General features: G+C 54.1%; 15 protein-coding genes. 4 read left to right on the forward strand and 11 right to left on the reverse strand.

What is annotated here, in order from left to right; all coding sequences use genetic code 11:
* Positions 1-183: 183 nt before the first annotated feature.
* Together BBD38_RS02900 and BBD38_RS02905 are read right to left on the reverse strand one after the other, a co-directional pair.
* A complete protein-coding gene (locus BBD38_RS02900) occupies positions 184-1605 on the reverse strand; it encodes a 2-isopropylmalate synthase (protein WP_066684321.1) in 1422 nt (473 codons plus the stop codon).
* Between the two features lie 17 nt (positions 1606-1622).
* Positions 1623-2816 (reverse strand): pyridoxal phosphate-dependent aminotransferase, encoded by a 1194-nt coding sequence (locus BBD38_RS02905; protein WP_066684323.1) that lies wholly within the window; start codon positions 2814-2816, stop codon positions 1623-1625.
* A 338-nt stretch (positions 2817-3154) separates the two neighbouring features.
* Between BBD38_RS02905 and BBD38_RS02910 the strand changes: the two genes are divergently transcribed.
* Positions 3155-4045, forward strand: coding sequence for a DegV family protein (locus BBD38_RS02910; RefSeq protein ID WP_066684325.1), 891 nt, complete (start codon positions 3155-3157; stop codon positions 4043-4045).
* A 156-nt stretch (positions 4046-4201) separates the two neighbouring features.
* A complete protein-coding gene (locus BBD38_RS02915; RefSeq protein WP_082989450.1) occupies positions 4202-5095 on the forward strand; it encodes a glycerophosphodiester phosphodiesterase family protein in 894 nt (297 codons plus the stop codon).
* Between the two features lie 242 nt (positions 5096-5337).
* Here the strand turns inward: BBD38_RS02915 and BBD38_RS02920 are convergent, their stop codons facing one another.
* From BBD38_RS02920 to BBD38_RS02955, 8 genes are all read right to left on the reverse strand, one after another.
* Positions 5338-8094, reverse strand: coding sequence for an alpha-L-rhamnosidase (locus BBD38_RS02920; protein ID WP_066684327.1), 2757 nt, complete (start codon positions 8092-8094; stop codon positions 5338-5340).
* 333 nt (positions 8095-8427) lie between these two features.
* Positions 8428-9780, reverse strand: a complete 1353-nt coding sequence (locus tag BBD38_RS02925) for a family 4 glycosyl hydrolase (protein ID WP_066684329.1) — start codon at positions 9778-9780, stop codon at positions 8428-8430.
* Positions 9781-9793: 13 nt separating this feature from the next.
* Positions 9794-10627, reverse strand: a complete 834-nt coding sequence (locus BBD38_RS02930) for a carbohydrate ABC transporter permease (protein WP_066684331.1) — start codon at positions 10625-10627, stop codon at positions 9794-9796.
* A gap of 4 nt (positions 10628-10631) precedes the next feature.
* On the reverse strand, positions 10632-11531 hold the full coding sequence (locus BBD38_RS02935; RefSeq protein WP_082989451.1) for a carbohydrate ABC transporter permease: 900 nt from the start codon (positions 11529-11531) through the stop codon (positions 10632-10634).
* 107 nt (positions 11532-11638) lie between these two features.
* Entirely contained in the window at positions 11639-13027 is a 1389-nt protein-coding gene (locus BBD38_RS02940; protein WP_066684333.1) for an extracellular solute-binding protein, read from the reverse strand.
* Positions 13028-13284: 257 nt separating this feature from the next.
* Positions 13285-14685, reverse strand: a complete 1401-nt coding sequence (locus BBD38_RS02945; protein WP_066684334.1) for an L-fucose/L-arabinose isomerase family protein — start codon at positions 14683-14685, stop codon at positions 13285-13287.
* Positions 14686-14699: 14 nt separating this feature from the next.
* Positions 14700-16223, reverse strand: coding sequence for a xylulokinase (locus BBD38_RS02950; protein WP_066684336.1), 1524 nt, complete (start codon positions 16221-16223; stop codon positions 14700-14702).
* A gap of 211 nt (positions 16224-16434) precedes the next feature.
* Complete coding sequence (locus BBD38_RS02955; protein WP_082989452.1) at positions 16435-17538, reverse strand: AraC family transcriptional regulator; 1104 nt, start codon at positions 17536-17538, stop codon at positions 16435-16437.
* Between the two features lie 155 nt (positions 17539-17693).
* Here BBD38_RS02955 and BBD38_RS02960 point away from each other — a divergent pair, with 155 nt between their 5' ends.
* Positions 17694-18731, forward strand: a complete 1038-nt coding sequence (locus tag BBD38_RS02960) for a DUF4432 family protein (RefSeq protein WP_066684340.1) — start codon at positions 17694-17696, stop codon at positions 18729-18731.
* Positions 18732-18789: 58 nt separating this feature from the next.
* Here the strand turns inward: BBD38_RS02960 and BBD38_RS02965 are convergent, their stop codons facing one another.
* A complete protein-coding gene (locus BBD38_RS02965; RefSeq protein ID WP_066684342.1) occupies positions 18790-19977 on the reverse strand; it encodes an ABC transporter ATP-binding protein in 1188 nt (395 codons plus the stop codon).
* A gap of 427 nt (positions 19978-20404) precedes the next feature.
* Here BBD38_RS02965 and BBD38_RS02970 point away from each other — a divergent pair, with 427 nt between their 5' ends.
* Positions 20405-21196 carry a DeoR/GlpR family DNA-binding transcription regulator gene (locus BBD38_RS02970; protein WP_066684343.1) on the forward strand — a complete coding sequence of 264 codons (792 nt, stop codon included), beginning with the start codon at positions 20405-20407 and terminating at the stop codon, positions 21194-21196.
* Positions 21197-21223 lie beyond the last annotated feature (27 nt).

Genomic DNA, 21223 nt, shown 5'->3' on the forward strand with positions numbered 1-21223 from the left:
CGACGGCTTCGGCCTTCCGAATCCGCTGTAGGATTATATTTTTATTATACCGGCAATCTGCCGAAAATGCTATGGTTTGCCTGTTCCGGCAAATTTTATACCTCAACAGGAATTGCGGGATTCGCTTCTTTCCCTATAAAAAACAGCCCTCCGTTTCGGGAAGGCCGTTTCATCCGTTTCCGGTCAGTCATTGGCTTGGTCGATATCCGCCATATGCGCGCACAGGGCCGCATATTTCATATAGTCCGCATCCCGGATAATCATTTCCAGCTCGTTATCACCAAAGGAGGTGGTACGGCCCTCCGCATACTGGCGGTCTACCTCTTCCTTGATCTTCCGCACCAGCTCTGACTTTTTGTCGATCTTCCCGGCCCCGTCCAGCTTGAAGTGCGCGTTGACCCAGTGGGCGATTCCCGCAAGGCCGGAATGCTCGCCAATCACCACCGTGACCGGCCGTCCAAGGATTTTATCCGTATTGAAGATATTGTAAATCTGCTCGTCCTTCAAAAGGCCGTCCGCATGGATGCCCGCACGGGTGGAATTAAAGTTCCTGCCCACAAACGGCGTGCGCGGGTTGATGTCGTATTTCAGCTCCTTCTCGAAATAATCCGCAATTTCCGTGATGGCGCGAAGGTCCATGCCGTCCTGCGTCCCTTTTAACTGCACATACTCGATGGCCATTGCCTCGATCGGGCAGTTGCCCGTGCGCTCGCCGATGCCGAGCATCGAGCAGTTCACGGAGGAAGCGCCGTACAGCCACGCCGTGGCCGCGTTGCACACCACCTTGTAAAAATCGTTGTGGCCGTGCCACTCAAGCAGCGTCGACGGCACGTTCGCATAAAACCGCAGGCCGTATACAATGCCCTGCACGCTCCTCGGCAGGGACGCGCCCGGATAGGAAACGCCATAGCCGAGCGTATCGCACATGCGGATTTTGATCGGGATACCGCTTTCATCGCGCAGCTTCATCAGCTCGCGCGCAAACGGCACCACAAAGCCGTAAAAATCGGCGCGGGTGATATCCTCGAAGTGGCAGCGCGGGACGATGCCCATATCGAGGGCGTCTTTGATGACGCCGAGGTATTTATCGAGCGCCTGTCCGCGCGTCATACCCATTTTATTGAAAATATGGTAGTCCGAGCAGGAAACGAGAATGCCCGTTTCACGGATTCCCATATCCTTTGCAAGCGCGAAATCCTTCCTGTTCGCGCGAATCCACGTTGTGATCTCAGGGAATTCGTAGCCGAGGGCCATGCATTCCTCGAGCGCCTTGCGGTCCTTTTCCGTATACACGAAAAATTCGCTCTGACGGATGATTCCCTTCGGACCGGAAAGCTTATGCAAAAGCTTATAAAGGTCCACGACCTCTTTTACGGAAAACGGGATGCGCGCCTGCTGTCCATCGCGGAAGGTGGTGTCCGTAATCCAGATTTCATCCGGAAAATGCATGGGCACTGTCCGGTGGTTGAACGTGATTTTCGGCACCTGGTCGTAATCGAACATATCGCTGAACAGGTTGGCCTCCGCCACATCCTGCAAGGTGTAATTATAATCGTTTTCCTGCAGCAGGTTCGTCCTGCTGTACCTGTTGTTTTCCGAAGGCATAGCTTCCTCCATTTCCGTCAGTCAAGCATTTCGACAAATTCCGCGATACGCTTAATTCCCTTTTCGATATTTTCACGGGAAATTGCGTAGGAAAGGCGCACAAAATCGTCCGCGCCAAAGGCCGCGCCCGGAATGACCGCCGTGAGTTTCTTCTCGAGCAGCTTCTCCGCAAAATCCACCGAGCCTTTGATTTCCTCGCCCTCGAGCTTGCGGCCCTTAAGCTTGGAAATGTTCATCATTACATAAAACGCGCCCATCGGGGTAACGCATGAAATTCCATCGATTGCATTTACGAGGCTTACCATAAGCTTCCTGCGCTCGTTGAACTCGTCGCGCATTTTTTTGATTTCGTCCTGCGGGCCCGTCAGCGCTTCCACGCCTGCAAACTGCGCGACAGAGCACGGATTGGAGGTCGCGTGGCTTTGGTAGCTTCCCATAATTTTGGCAATTTCGGGCGTGCTGGCCGTATAGCCGATGCGCCAGCCCGTCATGGCGTAGGTCTTGGAAAGGCCGTTTACCAGGATCGTGCGGGCATAAGCGTCGTCCGAAAGGTTTGCGATGGAAAGATGCTTGTTTCCGTCGTATACAAGCTCTCCGTATATTTCGTCCGAAACGATGAAGAAATCGTGCTTTTTTGCAATCCCCGCAATATCTTCGAGCGTTTCCTGCGAATAAATACACCCGCAGGGGTTGGACGGATTGTTTACGATGATCGCTTTTGTTTTATCTGTCACGGCGGCTTCGATATCCGCCGCAAGGGGCTCGAAATTGTTGCTTTCCTTCGCCTCCACATAAACGGGAATGCCGCCCGCCATCTTGACCAGCTCGGGATAGGTCAGCCAATAGGGCGCGATAATCAGCACTTCGTCGCCCGGGTTGACGATGGCCTGGAACGTATTGAACAGCGAATGCTTCGCCCCGTTGGAAATCACGATCTGGTTCGGCTCGTAAGAAAGGCCGTGGTTCTTTTTCAAGTTCGTGCACACCGCTTTTTTCAGTTCAAGCGTGCCCGAAGCGGGCGTATACTTCGTCATACCGATACGGATGGCTTCCACCGCCGCGTCTTTAATGTGCTGCGGCGTATCGAAATCCGGTTCCCCCGCGCCAAAGCCTACCACATCGAGCCCCCGCGCCTTCATTTCTTTCGCCATCGCCGTGATTTTGAGTGTCAGCGAGGGCGAAATTGCAAGTGCTTTTTCGGAAAGTTGCATTTTCTACCTCCAACAAATTCCTCTTTAAAATTTATGTAACCATGTGCACCGCACATGTATACCCCATCGTTAGCATATCTATTCTAATACAAAAGAATATGAAACGCAATAGCCCGCATGTGTCATAAATGCAAATTTCAGAAAATAATTTTTCGTTTTCCCAAAAGCCTCCTTTTTTCGTTCCCTTCTTGCATTTCAGGCCCCTAAACGATATACTGTATATAGTTGCGTACGCCCGTATAATGCATGTTTGGGCGGTGCGCCGGCCGTTTGCGGGAGCCATGTGTTTTAGGCCCCGGATGGGCCGGGCGCAATAAAAATGATTGGAGATTTATGTAATGGCTGATTATGTGATTACCTGCAGTTCCACTGCCGACCTTCCGACCGCTTTTGTGTGTGAACGCGGCATTCCGGTCCTTCCTTACCAATTTTTTATGGATGGGCGCGAATATTACGACGACCAGGGCGTTTCCATCCCGACGCACGATTTTTATGAAAAGGTACGCGCGGGTTCCATGCCCACCACGTCTATGGTAAATACGGAACGTTACACGGAATTCTTTGCGCCGATCCTGGAAGAGGGTAAGGATATCCTGCATCTTGAATTTTCTTCCGGGTTATCCGGCTCGTATAACAACGCGCTGATGACCGCGGAGCAATTGATGCAAAAATATCCCGGCAGGAAAATCCTTATTGTGGATTCCCTGTCCGCGTCGCGCGGCTACGGCTTGTTCGTGCACCTTGTCAGCAACAAAAAAAACGAAGGCGCCTCCATCGAGGAAGCGCGCGATTATGCGGAAGCGCTGAAATGGAAAATCACCCACTGGTTTGCGGTGGAGAGCCTCGAGCACCTGCGGCGTGGCGGGCGCGTATCCCGCGCAAGCGCGTTCCTCGGGACGATGCTTAACATAAAACCGGTGCTGGCCTTTAATAATGAAGGAAAAATTATCCCGGTGGAAAAAATCCGCGGCAGGAAGAAGTCGCTGATTGCCATGGTGGATAAAATGGAAGGGGACATTGACAACCCCGACGGCCAAATCGTTTACATCGGGCACGGTGACGCCCTGGAAGAGGCGAAATATGTGGAAGGCCTGATCCACGAACGTTTCCCCACAATCAAGGAAACGCTGATTAATTACACCGGGCCGGTGATCGGCGCGCACTCCGGGCCGGGGACGGTTAACATCCACTATGTCGGCAAACAGCGGGTGGATATTAAGTTTAAATAACAAAACGCAAAGCCTTATCCTTGCCGGGTGGGTCCGGCAGGGGTTTTACGGCAATTTTATAGGAACTTAATAAAATCTTTATTTTTCCTATATGGTATTTTCATTTCCTTCTGTTATACTGGGAATCGAAATCAACGCTTGGAGGAATCATATTAGATGTTTTCGGAAGTCTCTATTGTCAGTCTCGTATTGGCCGCAATTGCAGCCGCCGTCCTGATACTGGACCGGGTGATGACAAAAGCGGCGCCGCCCGCGGAAAAAACGTGGCTGACAGATTATCAATATGCGCACAGGGGGCTGCATAATGAACAATATCCTGAAAATTCACTGCCCGCATTTGCGAACGCGGTAAAGCACGGTTTCGCAATCGAGCTTGACGTCCACCGGACCCGCGACGGGGTGATCGTGGTATTCCACGACCCCAACTTAAAGCGGATGACCGGCGTGGACGGAAGAATCAAGGACTATACGTTTGCGGAGCTGCGCAAGCTGCGGCTCAAAGGGACGCAATACAAAATCCCGACCCTGCGCGAAACGCTGCTGCTGATTAAAGGGCAGGTTCCCCTTTTGATCGAGATTAAACGAAAGGGATTTGCGGGGGACCTCGAGCGCGAGCTTTACAGAATGATGGAAGAATACGGCGGTAAGTATGCCGTCCAGTCTTTTTCGCCGTTTTCGGTGCGCTGGTTCAAGAAAAATGCGCCGGACGTTTACCGCGGACAGCTTTCCTGTAATTTTTCCCTGTGCAAGGATAATTTCCCTGCGGGGATGGACTGCGTCGTCCGCTTTTTCCTTTCAAAGCTGCTTTTGGTGGTGCAGCGCCTCGGGGTCAACTTTATCTGCCGTCCGAATTTTATCAGCTATGAGTGCCAAAAGGTGGACTCGCGCCTGATTCGCCGCCTGCGCCGGAGCGGGGCGCCGATTTTCGCATGGACGGTGCGCACGCGCGAGGAATACGAACGCGCCAGGCAATATACGGATTCAATTATTTTTGAAAACTTCACGCCGAAAAAGCGGCCCGTCCTGCAGGAACAGAATAAAGTCGGCTGAGATACCAAAGCCCCGGTCTGGTGACCGGGGCTTGAGCTTGTCGAAAAAGTCTCGCCGCTTTGCGGCTGGACACTTTTTCGAGGTTGCGGCGATTTTGCTGCAAGGCTTTGCCAGCGGTCGCAAAATCGCCATATGAGCGGACTTGCGTGCGCACATGTCGCCCTTGTCCGCGAAGTTTAATCAAGGGGTCTTGCCCCTTGATAATCCCCGCAAATGGCTTTTTTGTATTCCTGTTCCCATCCTCAATCGGGCTCCGCCTCGAGCGCGAACAAGGCTTCCGCAGCGGCTTGCACATCCTCCGGCAGGAACCCTGCCCACGACATGCCCATCAAATCCCGCATGCTGAGGCTGAGGTCTTCGGGATCGCCGCCCGCCGCCCGTTCGTATGCCTCCGGCAGCTTTTCCTTCAGCACCGTCATGGCGCGTTCATCCTTTCGGTAGGTCTCAAGGATGGTTTCCCAGTCGTACAGCCTGCGGAAATCGCACGCGGGCCGGTAATTGAGTTTTGTTTCCCCGGCCGTAAGGAGAACTTCTTCTTCCGGAAGCCGCAGGACGGCTTCGCAATCGAAGGGCACGCAAACCGTGAGGTCGACGCTTCCGTCCGGCCTGGCTTCCCACTCCACGCGGTATTCGCCCCGTACCGACAGGTATGCGCATTTCATTTTCCCGATTTCACGGGAAGGCCGCGGCCTGATCTCCGCCCGGGAATAGCCCGGCTCAAGCGGCCTTAGGCCCGCGATATCGCGGACAACATAGTGAATAACGGAACCATAGGAATAGTGGTTCAGAGAATTCATCGACGTGGAGCTGATCGACCCGTCGTCGAGCACCGAATTCCAGCGCTCCCAGATGGTGGTCGCTCCCAGGCGGATACAATGCATCCAGCCGGGAAAATCGTCCTGCAGCAGCAAATACTGCGCCCATTTTTCCATCCCGTTTTCCGCCAGCGTTTCGCAAATCAGCGGCGCGCCCGTAAAACCGCATTTGATGCGGTATCCGTCTTTTTTCAGCCGGTTTTTCAGGCCCCGGAGGATTTTTCCCTTGTCCCGGTATATGCCGAAATGCAGCGCGATGATATAGCCTGTCTGCGTATCGATGCACAGGCGGCCCGAGGGTGAAAAATATTCCCGGAGGATCGCTTCCGAAATCCGCTCCGCGAGGGAAGCGTATTTTTTTTCGTCTTCTTCCCGGCCCAGCAGGCCCGCCGCCCGTTCAAGCTTCCTTGCGGACGCATAATAGTAAACGGACGAAATATAGGCGTCGTCTGTCCCGCCTTTTACGCTTTGGGGCGTCATGCCGTCCATTGCCAGCCAGTCGCCGAACGTAAATGCAAAATCGAAGAGATATTTGGGGCCGCCTTCCCGTTCACGGTCCTTTCGCGCAATCCAGTCGACCCAGTCCTTCATCAGGGAATAATGCCCGTCCAGGACCCGCTTGCTGCCAAATATATCGTATAGGGCGTCGGGGATGAACGTCGCCGCGTCGCCCCATACCGACGAGCCGCCCGGGGTGTTGTTGATGTTCGGCAAATAGTAGGCGACCGCTCCGCCGTGCGCTACCTGGTCGTTATGCAAATCCCACAAATATTTATCATAAAACGCGCGCGTATCCATAAAAAACGACGCGGTGGGCGCAAACACCTGCGCGTCGCCCGTCCACCCGAGGCGCTCGTCCCGCTGGGGACAGTCGGTCGGCATATCGAGGAAATTGCTTTTCATTCCCCACAGCGCGTTTTCCGCCAGCTGGTTAAGGTCGGGGTTGTCCGTCTCGAGATAGCCCGTGCGCTGCATCTGCGAATAGATTACCTTCCCTGCGAAATCCTCTTTCCGGGGCTCTCCCGGCCATCCTTCCACGCATACATAGCGGAAGCCCATGAACGTGAAATGCGGGCGCACCCATTCCTCGTACCCGCCGGAGGTATAGGTGAATTCGGACTTTGCCGTCCGGTAATTTTCGTTATAAAAGCAGCCTTCCTGCAATATTTCACCGTGCCGCAGCACGATTCTCGTTCCCTTCGGGAGATTGGCCCGGAAGGTCACGTAGCCCGCAAAATTTTGGCCAAAATCCAGCACGGTTTCGCCGCGCGGGGTATGGATAATCTCCCGCACCGCAAGTTCCTGCATTTCCTTCACCGGAAGGCTGCGCCGGTCCTGGAGCAGGCGCGTGTCCATGTCAAGCAGGGCCGCCGGGCGGCAGTCGTTCCCGCCTCCCTCGCGCGTCAAACGGTTGATTCCCTCTCCGTCGTAGATATCCGAGTATTCGATATCCGACGCGCGGTAGGTCCAGCTTTCGTCCGTTACGAGTGTTTCCGCCGTGCCGTCCGCATAAAAAAGCGTTAGCTCCGCAATCAGCGCGAAGCGGTCCCCGTAAATCCCGCGCCGTCCGTCGTACCCGAGGCGTCCCTTATACCAGCCATTTCCCAGCATGACGGACAGGGCCGCATCTTCTTGCAGCAAATCCGTTACGTCGTAGGTCTGCGCCTGCAGGGCGTAGCGGTATTCGTTCAGGAAGGGCGCAAACAGCTCGTCCCCCACCTTTTGGCCGCCGATATACGCTTCGTACAGGCCCAGCCCGCAGATATAAAGCCGCGCCTTTTTAAGCGGCTTTGCGATCCTGACCTGTTTTTCAAACAGCGGGTGGAACTCGTCCCCCGGCTGCTGGCCAATCCACCGCGCGCTCCACGGCTCGTCCATTTTTCCCGTTTCAAAAAAAGCGGTTTCGCTTTCCCCCGTCTCGCCCCCGTCGCCGGTGACCCTCACTTTTACATAATAAACCGTCCGGGGCGCGAGCGCGAGCTCTACCCGTTCTCCCGCGCAGTCAAGCCTGCCCTGCCTGCGCGCAAGGACATGCTCCATATGCTCGTCCGCCGCCACCAGCACTTCGGCGGCGGCCTGCTTTTTATCCCTGGCATCCGTCACCCGCCACGAAACCGAAACATCCGGAAACGCGAACCCTACCGGATTCACAATGCCATTAATTTTTACGTCTGTAACTTTCATATTTCTCCTCACAGCGGCGGCGGACCGAAAAACGGCCGCCGCCGGATTCGTCCGGGAACGGCATTCGTCCCGGGGACAAACGCCCGGGACGACAGGCTATCAAAAAAACCTTTCAGCAGGGATTGTCAAGGGGCAAGGCCCCTTGATTTATAATCGCGGACAAGGGCGACATGCGCGCCCGCAAGTCCGCTCATATGGCGGTTTTGCGGCCGTCATGCACAGCCTGACAGCAAAACCGCCGCAACCTCGAAAAAGTGTCCAGCCGCGTAGCGGCGAGACTTTTTCGACAAGCTCTCGTCCCGGGACAAACGCCCGGGACGATTTTACTTCCGCTTATTTTCCGCCGTACCATTCTTTCATTTCGGAATGATAGGGAAGATCGAAAATTTCGTTTACGAGCCCTTCCGCCTGCTTCAGGGACTGCGAGCGCGGGTCCATCATCACGAGGTCGACCAGCAGGTTTTTATCGTGGGCGTCAAACGCCGCGAGCTCCATTTCGACAGGGGCGATCCTGTCGTGGTACGCATGCGCGAGGATTGCCCTCGGGAGCGGATTCATGACGATCGGCTGCACCCCGTGGCTGCCGCAGAAGGCGGGCACCTCCACCTCGAAATCGCGCGGGAAGCCCGGTACATATTCATGGTCGTTTAAAACATTGACCACAATGTTGCGTTCTACCCCGCAGGCGAGGGATTCGATCAGGGGAATCATCGGTTCCCCCGAGTGCTCCTTCCCCGCAAGGGCCAGCACATCCTTTGTATCATCGTACGCGGCCTGCTCGATTTCTTTCACGCGGTCGGCGCTCATATCAAAATATTTGTTGAACCATGTATCCGGGTCTTCTTTCCAGGATTCTTCCACCTCCCGGTCCGAATGATAGGGATACCCCCACGCGCCGCCGCCCGGATTGGCGGTGTCGCCGATCGGCATTACGCCGTAGCGGTGGTAAAGGTCCATTGGCTTCGGACCCATGCCGTCGCTGTATTCGCAGTTTGCGAAATATTCCTCGCCGTGCTCTTCCAGCCACCGGTCGAGGAGCGGAAACGCATCCTTCCCGTCGTAATAAAATTCGTTCATCCACACAAAATGGTTGATCCCCGGTATTTCGCACGAAACCCTTTTGATGTCGAGCCCCATGGTTTTCGCCATTGTCCGGATCATCCCTGTCCCGTGGCACAGGCCCACCATTTTCATTTCCGGGTATTTGCGGCGCAGGTAGGTTGTCGCCGCCATCACGGGGTTCGATACCAGCAGGTACCAGGCGTTCGGGCAAATCCGCTTGATATCAAGCTGTACCTCTTCGATCATCCGCAGCTGGTAAAAATTGATCCAGAACGCTTCGTCATGCATGATATGCATGCTTCCGCCCATCCGGTAACCCCATTTTTTAGCGATGCTCCAGCCTTCCTTCCAGCCCTTGTAGCCGCCGATAAGGATGGTGTTGACAACGAAATCCGCGCCGCGGAGTGCTTCTTCGCGGCTGGTCGTTTTGGAAAGGTTCAGCCGCATTCCCATCTGCTTTGCGAGCCGCATGCACAGCGTATACGACGCATCGAGACGTTTCTCATCGATATCCATAAAGCAGATTTCGCTGTCCTGAAGGTTTTCCGTAAGGCACAGGTCGCGGATCATGTTCAGGGAAAAGATTCCGCTTCCCGCGCCGAGTATGCTGATTTTAACTGCCATAATAATTTCTCCTTTATTTGATCGAGCCGACCGTCAGGCCCTTTACAATGGATTTGCTGAAGATCAGGTAAACAACCAGCGGTACGAGCGCGCTGATCGTGAGGCCCGCGAACAGGTAGGTCGGGTCCCCGAATTTCTGGGAAGACAGCGCGGCCAGCGCCACGGTAAGCGTTCGTTTGTCCGCCGCCTGCAAAAGGATCATCGGCCGGAACAGGTCGTTGCACACCACCAGGAAATTGAAGATCGACGAGATGGCGATTGCCGGTTTCCCGAGCGGGATCAGTATGTTTTTAATAATCTGGAAATAGCCCGCCCCGTCGAGCTTCGCCGCCTCGAAAATTTCCTTGTCGATCGTAATGAAATTGCTTCGCAGCAGCAGGATCGTATTGGGAAGCATGGCCGCCGTCGTCGCGAGGATCACGCCCGTATAGGTGTTGATGAGCCCCATTTTCGCATACATGACATAGAGCGGGATCATAATGACCTGCGCGGGCAGGAACATTGTGCAAATGATAAAAAGGTAGGTCGGGCTTTTCCCGCGGAATTTCATCCGCGCAAAGGCATAGCTGGCGAAAAGCGCGCACACGAGGGTAAGCACCAGGCTTCCCGCGCTGATCAGCAGCGTATTGCCGAGGTAACGCCCGATGCCGAACTTATTGAACAGCGCGATATAATTATCGAGCGTGGGCGCCGTCGGCAGCGCAAACGCATTCGAGTAATATTCGATTTTATCCTTCATGGAGTTGAGCGCCATGAAGATCAGGGGGTAGAGGAACACAACCACAAGGGCAACCAGTATTGCGACCAGAAGCGCCCTTCCCACCTTGTTTTTCCATGTTTTCTGCATTGCGTTATCCCTCCCAGCTGTTCTGTTTGTCCGAAACCCGCAGCTGTATTACGGTGAAAATCAAAACAATGATAATCAGGAGCACTGCCAACGCGGACGCATAGCCGTACTGCGAATTGGCAGAGAAGGATTTCAAATAGATCATATAATCGATTGTCGCCGTCTCATAGCCCGGTCCGCCGCCCGTGAGGGCAAAAATGTAGGGGAAGATTCCCGTGAAAACCCACATGACCGATACGATGCACGAGTACTCAATCGTGCGCCCGAGCATCGGGAATGTGATCTTGAAAAGACGTTTCCAGTAGCCCGCCCCGTCGAGCTTCGCCGCCTCATAGAGCGAGGGCGGAATGGACGCGAGGCCGCCGAGCGACAGCAGGCTTTGCCAGCCGATATTGACCCACACAAGGCAGATCAGGACGACGATCCTTGCCGTCGTTCCGCTTTCAAGCCATCCAATCGACTCTTTTATAACGCCGAGGCCCTGGAGCATCAGGTTGACCGGGCCTTCATATCCGAACATGACCATAAAGAGATAGCCCACGATGACCGCCGAAATGACCTGCGGAATATAGTAAACGACCCTGTATACCTTCCAGCCCGGCACCTCGTCGTTGATAAAGACCGCGATCATCGTCCCGATCACAATCTGGACCGGAATAAACAGCAAAAATACAAAATTATTTTTCAGCAGCAGGTAAAACTGCGATCCGGACAAAATATCGATATAATTTTTTAATCCAACCGGATTGGGATCGCCAATCCCGTTCCATTGCGTAAAGCTTGTGGCAATCGTCTGTATGAGCGGATATCCGCACATAATAATAATCAGTATAAGCGTAGGTGCTATGGAAAGCCAAGCCTGGTATTTTTCTCTCCGTAACATGCGCGACTGTTTGATTTTCATAGCGCCCCCTCCTCTTGCATCGCTTCATCAATCTGTGTATGTGCTGCGGCCGGGCCGCAGCACATACACAGCAAAACCGTTCTTACATCTTCTTTATATCTGTTTCCTTATTCCGCCGCAGCGGCAACCCCGTCGAGGTCCTTTGCCAGGTCTTCCGGCGTCATCTGGCCGATCACAACCTGTGCCGACATCGCCATCAATTCGGCGGCCACGTCGGGTTTCAGCAGGTTGTCTACCCAGAACACATATCCCTGGGCCGCATCATACATCTGCTCGTAAACCGAACCGGCTTCGATGTTCAGCTCCTCCGCCGTTACATCCGTCCGCAGGGGCAGTTTGCTCATGTGGTCGGCGAGCTCTGCATGGACTTCCTTGCTGGCGAGGAATTCCAGGAATTTAACCGCCATATCCTGGTTCTCGCAGGTCTGGGAAATTGCGAGGGCCTGGCCTGCGCCGCCGATACCCGCGTTCTTTGTCTGTGCGTCCGCCGGGGACGGGGGAGCGATAAAGCCGACGTTCTCGAGTCCCAGCGCGTCGACGATTGTGGAAGCTTCGCCGTTTCCGCCTGCCAGGATCGCCGCTTTTCCAATCAGGAATTCCGCTTTGTCGTCCGCGGAAGCAACGCTTGCATAATCCGCGTTCATCAGCCCGTTCGCATACATATCGGCCGGGATTTTGAAGGACTGCAGGAAACCTTCATCGTCCGTAAACGACGCTTCCCCGCCTCCGTCGGACACGATGCGGTCTTTGCCCGAAATTTGCTGCCAATAGGCCGCGAAAACGGACAGGTAGCCTTTCGACCAGCCGCTGTCGGCGGCGTAAACCGGCGTATAGCCCTTATCCTTGATCGTCTGTAAATCTTTCAGGAACGCGTCGAGGTCTGCCGGCGGGTTTTTATCATAATCGAGCCCGCAGTCCGCGAGAATCTGTTTGTTGTAGAAGAAACCGTTGATTTCGTTTCCGCTTGTGGGATATGCCAGTATTTTTTCCTGGCCGTCTTTTGCGAGCGTCGTGGCGTCCCACCCAACCATGTTATCCTTTGTGTCCTTGGAAATCAAATCCGTGAGGTCGACCACAAGGTCTTCAAGCTGGAACAGCGTATTTCCCGACCATACGTTGATGATGTCCGGGCAATCGTTCGTCATCGCGGCCGCCTTGAACATCTGGGGCAGGGAACCGTCGTCCGTAATTACCGTGTAGTCGATTTTTACGCCGGGATTCGCTTCCTCAAACTCGTGGATTTTCTGGACGATAAACCAGTCTTCCTCCGGCGTCTGCATATCGGCTTCGTTCGCCATGGCGGGCGTAATCCAATATTTAAGGACAATATCCCCGTCCTGTGCCTCGGCTGACGCGCTTCCGCCCGTCTCTTCCGCCGACTGTCCTGCGGATTGGCCCGCTTCCGGCGTGGTGGTCGTCGTGCCGGTGGGCGCGCCGCAGCTGGCACAAGCGGCAACCAGTACCAACACCAATACCAGCGCAATTACTTTTTTCATTTTCTATTCCTCCCTTAGCTAATATAAATTGAATTTGCAGTTTTTCTTACAAACCACATGAACTGCCCGGAGTTCCATCCGGGCAAACTTTTTCTGATTCTGGAACGGTATTGCTTCTTATGGCGTATGCCAAAAATAAAATGAATCGCCTGATATGGGCTATATTTCAATCTTAGGTTGTGCCCGCCATCCTGTCAACCGTTTCAGGGAGAGTGTTTACATATCGACCTGAAGCATTTAAAAATTTCCCCTCCTGCTTATATCGTTACGCATTCGACGCCGAGATATGCGGCCAGCATTTCCCACCGTTTCGCCACGGAACCAATGTTGATAACCTCATGGTGCGTTCCCCCGTTGCGCGTCCAGCCCTCGATGCACTGCTCTATGCCGCTGTTCGGACGCCAGAAGAAGTAGGGCATCTCGCAGCGCTTAAGGTCGGACTTGGGAAGCATTTCCCCGTCGCAGACCAGGAGTCTGAACTGGTCGCCCACGAGGGGCGTCAGCGACGTCAGCGTCGCCGGGCCAACCTCGGGGGTGAAAATCGGCGTCGGCGGGTTTTCAAGGCCGCCCTCCCCGAGGTACCTGTCGATCAGCCGGGGCTTCATATCCTTCCTGTGGGTCGCCCAGTTCGCTTCCCCCGCGTGGCAGAAAATGATTGCGTTTTTCTCAAAATCCATAGAATACATTTCCGTGAAATTGCCGTCCGCATTCCCGATGCAATGGGCGGCGCTGACCATCGAGGCGCAGAGCGAATCGCCCTCGGCGGCGTAGCCGTACCCGTCCGCCATCAGGTGCGAGGCCGCCATCAGCGGGAGCTGCCTGATGCGCAGGTCGTTGGTCGCAAAATCAAAGTGCAGGGTGAAGGCGTCATAGCCGCCGTCGTCGAGGAACTTTTTGATGCCGAGGTACAGGCGGGTCGCATAGGCGTGGCTGTCATAGGTAAGCCCGGGGTCGATATCAAAAATCATCTTATCCCGCCGGATCGATTCGTCGATCTCCTGCTTGGTGACCGTTTCCATGCAGGAATAGATGGAGCCGATCGTTTCGTGGCAATATTCGGGCCCGATTTTCCGGAGCACGGCCATTTCATCGGCAAGGATATCATTCATGCCCTCCATTTTCCCGATGACGGCGACCTTCATCCGCCGCAGGTGCCGGTGGGTTTGCGCCGCTTTTGCAAAATCTTCCACAAACGTCCGGAAACCGGCGCTTTTCCTGTCCCCGGCAAAAATCGGGCAGGGCAGCTGCAAGCGCGCAATCGCGTTGGCATTATCCTGCGCGCCGTGCAGGCCCTGGTTGACTGTCAGTTCCAGCTCTTCCCAGTCGTCCTTTACCTCGTGGTCCGGCTGGACGACCGCAAGCGCGACCGGAAGTCGGTTATCCTGCAGCGGATGCACCAGCCACGCGCCCTGGCTGTAAGTCAGCAGGATGATTAAAATTCCGTCAAGCTGCATCTGGTTGAATTCACGCATGATGTTTGCAATGCTTTCGCGGTCTGTGGCGGCGCCGGGAAAATAGACGTCCGCCACGTCCGCGACATCCGCGGCAATTTCACGCGCGTATGCCTCCTGCCGGGCGATAATTCCCGGAAAAATCGGTTCGTAGCTTCCCGCCATCAAACCGAGCAGTCCAATTTTAGGCTTTGTAAATGTTGGCATGCTGATTCCTCCTGTCAATTCCTTTTGTAGATTCCTTTGGTTGCCTGGTACAGCTCCCGGTAGACGCCGTACCCTTTATCGTAGACCTCCCGTTTCCTTTCGTCCGGCAGGCTGAGCGCCGCTGGTTCCTGGGCCTTTGCCGCCTCCGCGAGGTCCGGATACCAGCCAAGCGAGCACGCCGCCAGCATTGCGACGCCAAGGCTTGCGCATTCCGTCTGCCGCATCGTGACCAGCTGCTTCCCGCAGATATCGGCCTTGATCTGCCGCCATACGGCGCTTTTGGACGCGCCGCCAAACGAACGTACCTGTTTGACCTCCGTATGCGTCCGGCTTTCTATTAATTCAAGGTTTTCGCGGAGCATATAGGCGACGGCTTCGAGGATTGCGCGGATGAAATGGGCTTTCCCGGTATTCAGTGTAAGCCCCGCAAAAATTCCCCGCATCGAGGGATTGTTTTCCGGCTGGAGCATCCCGGTGAAATATGGGAGCGCTACGAGCCCGCCCGCCCCCGGCGGGACGGTGAGCGCCATGCCGCAGAGAATATCGTACACGTCTTTTCCTTCCGCTTCCGCGCGCCGCGCCTCTTCGGCGCAAAACGTATCTTTAAACCATTTCAGGATCATTCCCGAGGTTGTGCAATAGGGCGTATAGTAGAACTTACCGGGCAGTACGTGGCGGTAGACGATAACGCCCTCCGCCCTGTCAAAGCCTTCCGCATCGGTTGTCGCCATGATGACCAGGGCCGTTCCCGTCGTTTCCGTAACGATCCCTTCCCCGAGGTTTCCGCCCCCGGCCGCCGCCGCAATCTGGTCCATTGCCCCCGCGAAGATGCGCACCGTTTCCGCAAGCCCCAGCCGCTGCGCCGCGGCGGCTGTGAGTGTGCCGACCTCTTCCCCGCATTCCACAAGCCCGGGCATTTTATCGATATCAAGGTGCAGGGCGTCAAACATTTCCGTCCACCAGCAATCGTGGCGTGTGTCGTAATATCCGGTGGAGCACTGTATCGTCCGTTCGGATACAAACCTTCCGCACAGGCGGAACAGCAGGTAATCCTCGAGCAGCAATATTTTATGGGCCTCCCGGTAAATACCGGGTTCGTTATCCGCAAGCCATTTCACCTTTGCCACGGGGCACAGTTCGTCCGCCGTCAGCAGGCCCGTGCGATGGTAAAATTCCCTGTGCAGGGGCAGGGCGGCGATTTCTTCCGCTTCCTTCCCCGCGCGGCCGTCGAGCCACACAATCGCGCTGCGCAGGGGAGTCCCGGCGCGGTCGACAGGGATCAGCGTTTCGCCCTGCGAGGAAATGGTAATTCCCTTGATTCCCCGGCGGATTTCATCAGTCGCCACCGCGCCGAAACCGCGGACCAGCGCTTCAAAGTATTGTTCCGCTTCGAGCTCCACAATGTTTCCGTCCCGCGTATTAAGTGAATATTCTTCCGTCCCGGACGCAATGTTTTCCAGTTTCCGGTTAAACACGCACGTCTTTACCGAGGTGGTTCCAATATCAAATGTAAGAAGATACCCGTCCTGCCGTGTCATAATACCCTCGCGTTCATTTTACGTTGATTGCCGAATAAAAATTAAAACAATGATTTTTGTATTGCTATTGCGTTTCTTAAGAGAAGAAATAAAAGAACAGCTTTTATTTTATGATTCCATCATAATCAATAAAAGCTGTCCAAACTACATCTATTTTAATTGCGCGAGGAACGATTTTAATCACTTGGCCCACAGGATAAAATCGTGCTTTTTACTCGTTCCCGGCATCGTCCTCGGCGGGAAAATCCCCTGTTTCTCCCTCTGTTCCGCCCTTTAATTCCACAATATATTGGATGGGAGTCTGCTTTTCATATTGCTTGAATACCTTGCCGAAATAGTGCATATCGCCAAAGCCCACCTGGAGGGCGGCCTGGGAAACGTTGAGCTCTCCTTTGCGGAAAATTTCTTTCGCTTTTTTAATTCGCGTAATGTTCAGGTATTCGATAATCGTATGCCCGGTCTGCTTGCGGAAAAGCGTGGACAGGTACTGCGGGGTGAAGAAGAACGCCTGCGACAGGTCGTCGAGGGATATCTTCTGCATATAGTTCGTTTCCAGGTAGGATTTCACTTCGTCCGCGATCCGTTTTTTCCGGATGCTGTTAATCCGCTTAATGCTTTTGATCCGCTGTTCCGGCTCTTCCTGGGCGCGGCACAGCAAAACGAGCAGGTTGAGCACAAGCGCCCGCAAATTCAGCAGGTAGCCCTTGGAGCGGAAGGTTACCTCGGAAAGCATATTCTCGCAAATTTTATAAATTTCGCGGGAATACCATGTTGAGATCACGCCGCGGTGCCCGATATAATCGGTTACGTCAATCCGGCGGCCCATATTTGTAAAGTCCACACAAAGGAAAAAAACCTCGAAATCCTGGTCCGACGGAGCGATTTCGCGGTGGCGGACCCCCGCCGGAATCATTACAACATCCCCTTCGCGCGCCGTGCTTTCTTTCCCGTCGATCTCATAGACGAGCTGCCCGCGCATCACATAGCTGATATCGCACCAATCGTGGACATGGTTGACCCCGGACAGCCCTTCCTTGTTGCTTAAGGTCGCAACGCTGACGAACTTCATTTCCATAACCGGAAGCAGTTCGTTGGGGACGTTTTTGGAAAGGTCTTTTGCCCCGACGATGCCCGCCGTTTCCCGGTTCTGCTGTGACAGCAGATGATTGAATACGCCTTCCTCGCTCATGACCGGCGTATCTTCCAATATGCGTTCTCCCGCCTGGTATTTTTCTTTATTCACGATATCCACCCCTTTGCCGCAGCCCTTCCTGCGCAGACAATCCGCTTTACAGATATCAACGGTCAATATCATAGTACCATTTTACGCATTTTCACTCAATAAGCGGAAAATTAAAAAAATATTTTTCTCCCGCAAATGCAGAAAATATTACCACAATTCATTTGTTTGTTACATTGACTCTTCCCCTGCCCCATGTTAGAATTCCCCCCATAAGGAGGCTGGAACATATGGTGAAATTACTTGGCAAGGATTATACCAAAGAGAATCTCCGGCGCTATTGCGCCAATATTTCGCAAATTGCGGGGATTACGGAGACCGTTTATCAAAGCGGCCGCGCCCGCGGGATGCGCGCCCTCCGCGTCCGCAACGGCAGCGGGCTCGACTATACCCTGCTCCCGGACCGCGGCATGGATATTGCGCAGCTCTCTTTTAAAGGAATTAATATCGGTCTTTTGACCCGCAACGGGTTATGCTCCCCCCACGAAACGTCGCCCACTCCGGGCGAGTTTGACCGCTATTTCAGCGGCGGGATGCTGACAACCTGCGGCCTTAAGAACTGCGGCCCTGAGGAGACGGACGAATATGGGCGGTTTGCCCATACGCACGGCCGGATCAGCACCATTCCCTGCGAGCAGTCATGGTACCATTCCCGTTTTTCGGACGACGATTATGTGCTCTGCGCCAAATCCGTCACCCGCGATACCGCGCTTGAAGCCTATGATTTATGCCTCACGCGGGAAATTTCAACCCGGATGTCTGAAAACGAACTGCAGATTACGGATGAAATAGAAAATTGCGATTACAACGATACCGATTACCTGCTTTTATATCACTTTAATTTCGGTTTTCCTTTTCTCAGTGAAAGCCTGCAGATACACATCCCGACCGGCGGCAGGAAGCCCCGCCCCCGGAACGAGGACGCCCGGCAGACGCTGGATGTGTGGGATCGGATTGTGCCCCCCGTGGACGATGCCGCGGAAAGCGTATATTTCCATGCGCCGCAGCCGGACGGGGACGGCGTGTGCACGATACGCCTGGAAAACCCGGCGCTGAAAATCGGCGTCGCCGTTTCATATGAAACGGAATACCTGCCGACGCTCGCGCAGTGGCGTTGTACCCGCTCGGGCGAATATGCGCTCGGGATCGAGCCGTCAAACAATGAGATTTCCGGTATGCAGAACGAACGCCGGGAAGGGCGGGCAAGGCTGCTGCCGGCGGGCGGTACCCACCGCATCCGGCTTTCCCTGCGCTGTTATGACCTGTAATACGGTTCAAAAAAACCGCGGGAGGCTTTTTGCAGGCCTTCCCGCGGTTTTTTATATCTTAAAGACAGAGGTTTTCCCCATTTTCCTTATCAAACAAATGAACCACATTGCCGCCGAATTCCAGCTTGACTTCCATTCCATGGGTGAATGCGGACCGGCCCTTATCCTGTACGTCCGCCGTCGGAACGACCACAACCACATCCGTATGGTTCACAGCGGCATGAAGGTGGATCGAGGTGCCCATCATTTCCGATAAATCCACCATGGCGGGGATGCCTTCCTCCCCGACTGTAATATGCTCGGGACGGATTCCAAGGGTAATTTCCTGCTGCGGGATATCCCGCCCGCGCAGCAAGCCCTGTTTTTCCTCCGACAGGCCAAATTGCACGCCGTTTACCGAAACGGAGTACCCATCCCCGCTGCGGACCAGCTCCGCATCGAAAAAATTCATCTGCGGCGACCCGATGAACCCTGCGACGAAAATATTCGCCGGATGGTCGAATACCTCCTGGGGCGTTCCGATCTGCTGGATAAAACCGTCATTCATGACTACGATCCGGTCGCCGAGCGTCATGGCCTCCGTCTGGTCGTGCGTCACATAGATAAACGTAGTGTCAACCTTCTGGCGAAGCTTGATGATCTCCGCGCGCATCTGGTTGCGGAGCTTCGCGTCAAGATTGGAAAGCGGCTCGTCCATCAGGAACACCTGGGGCTGGCGCACAATCGCCCGTCCAATGGCGACGCGCTGGCGCTGCCCGCCCGAAAGCGCTTTGGGCTTGCGGTCCAGATATTCGGTGATATCCAATATCTCCGCCGCTTCGCGTACCTTTTTCTTGATTTCGTCCTTGGGCACTTTCCGCAATTTAAGTGCAAACGCCATATTTTCAAATACCGTCATATGGGGATACAGCGCGTAGTTCTGGAACACCATTGCGATATCCCGGTTTTTGGGCTCTACATCGTTTACCATGTTGTCGCCGATATAAAGCTCGCCCTCCGTGATTTCCTCCAGCCCCGCGATCATGCGCAGCAATGTTGATTTCCCGCAGCCGGACGGGCCGACCAGCACAATGAATTCCTTGTCCGCAATATCCAGGTTGAACGCCTGTACCGCGACGACTCCCTGCTCCGTAATCTGCAGGTTGGCCTTCTTCTCCCCGGTGCCTTTTGCCTGTTTCTTCTTCTCCGCCTTGCCTCCGGCATACGGATACACCTTTTTGATGTCCTTTAAAATAACGTTTGCCATATTTCCTGGCTCTGGCGCATTTGCCTCCGCACAATACGCCTCGCGAACAGACGGATGTTGCTCTGTACGCATTATAGCAGGTCTCCACACTGCTACACCGCAAGCCTTACGGATTAATATCCTCCTTTTTATATAACGCCGCCGCATTAATATGTGGAGTAACACGGCGCCGTTTTAATCATTTATTTATTATTTATAAGTTCAATGAGTCTTTCCTGAAAGAACATCCGGGTTTCGGACGTGGTATGACAATATTTACAGTTTTCCCGATAATTTCATTTTATCGGGATATTTCCTCCCTGTCAATGATTTTTTGATCGTTTCGATCATTTTTTTATTTTTTTGATCGTTTCGATCATTTTCTGCTTGACCTTTACCGCTTCCATGCTATAATGAAGCTATAAAACGAATCCGAGGGGCGTACGTTATGAACAAAAAGGCATCGCGCGAAGAATATATCCTCAATGCTTTGCAGTCTTCAAGCCGGATGACCACCGGCGAGGCGGCGAACATCCTGGGAATTTCGGAAGCCACCGTGCGTCGGGTATTTTCCGATTTGGAAAAAGCCGGAAAGGTCGTGCGCAATTACGGAGGAATACAGCTTGCCGAAAATGCGCCCTCATATTCTTTTGAACAAAGGGAGAAAATATTCCAGCAGGAGAAGGTCGGGATCGGCCGTCTTGCGGCCGCGGCGGTCAGCGACGAGGATACGATTTACCTTGACTGCGGCACGACAATATTCCAGATGACGCTGGCCCTGAGCGCGCGCATCGCGCGCAATGAGTTTTCATCGCTGAGGATTATCACCAATTCCATTGCCAATACGCAGGCCATTGCTCCTTCGCCAAACTGCAAGGTGTACCTGATCGGCGGGGAGTATAACGACAGGCGGCGGGATTTTTCAGGACCGCTTACCGAAAAATACCTTGCGCCTTTCCATTTTACGAAATGCTTCCTCGGATGTGACGGCATGCACATACAGTCGGGGTTTTCTTCCAACCAAATCGATATTTCGAGCCTGAACACCTGTGTGATCGAGCGTTCGGATTCCAAATACGTATTGCTCGACAGCAGCAAATTCAACCAGTGTTCGCTGATTGCCTATGCCGGATTATCCGAAATCGACGGGATTTTTACAAACGAAATCCCGGATGCTTCCCTGCAAAAGACACTCTTGGCAAGCGGGCTCGAGGTCTTTGTGCCGGACGTTTCACATTAATTTCCAAGCTGCCTGAAAAATATGAAA

Source organism: Christensenella intestinihominis (assembly GCF_001678845.1).
GTDB classification, from domain to species: Bacteria; Bacillota; Clostridia; order Christensenellales; family Christensenellaceae; genus Christensenella; species Christensenella intestinihominis.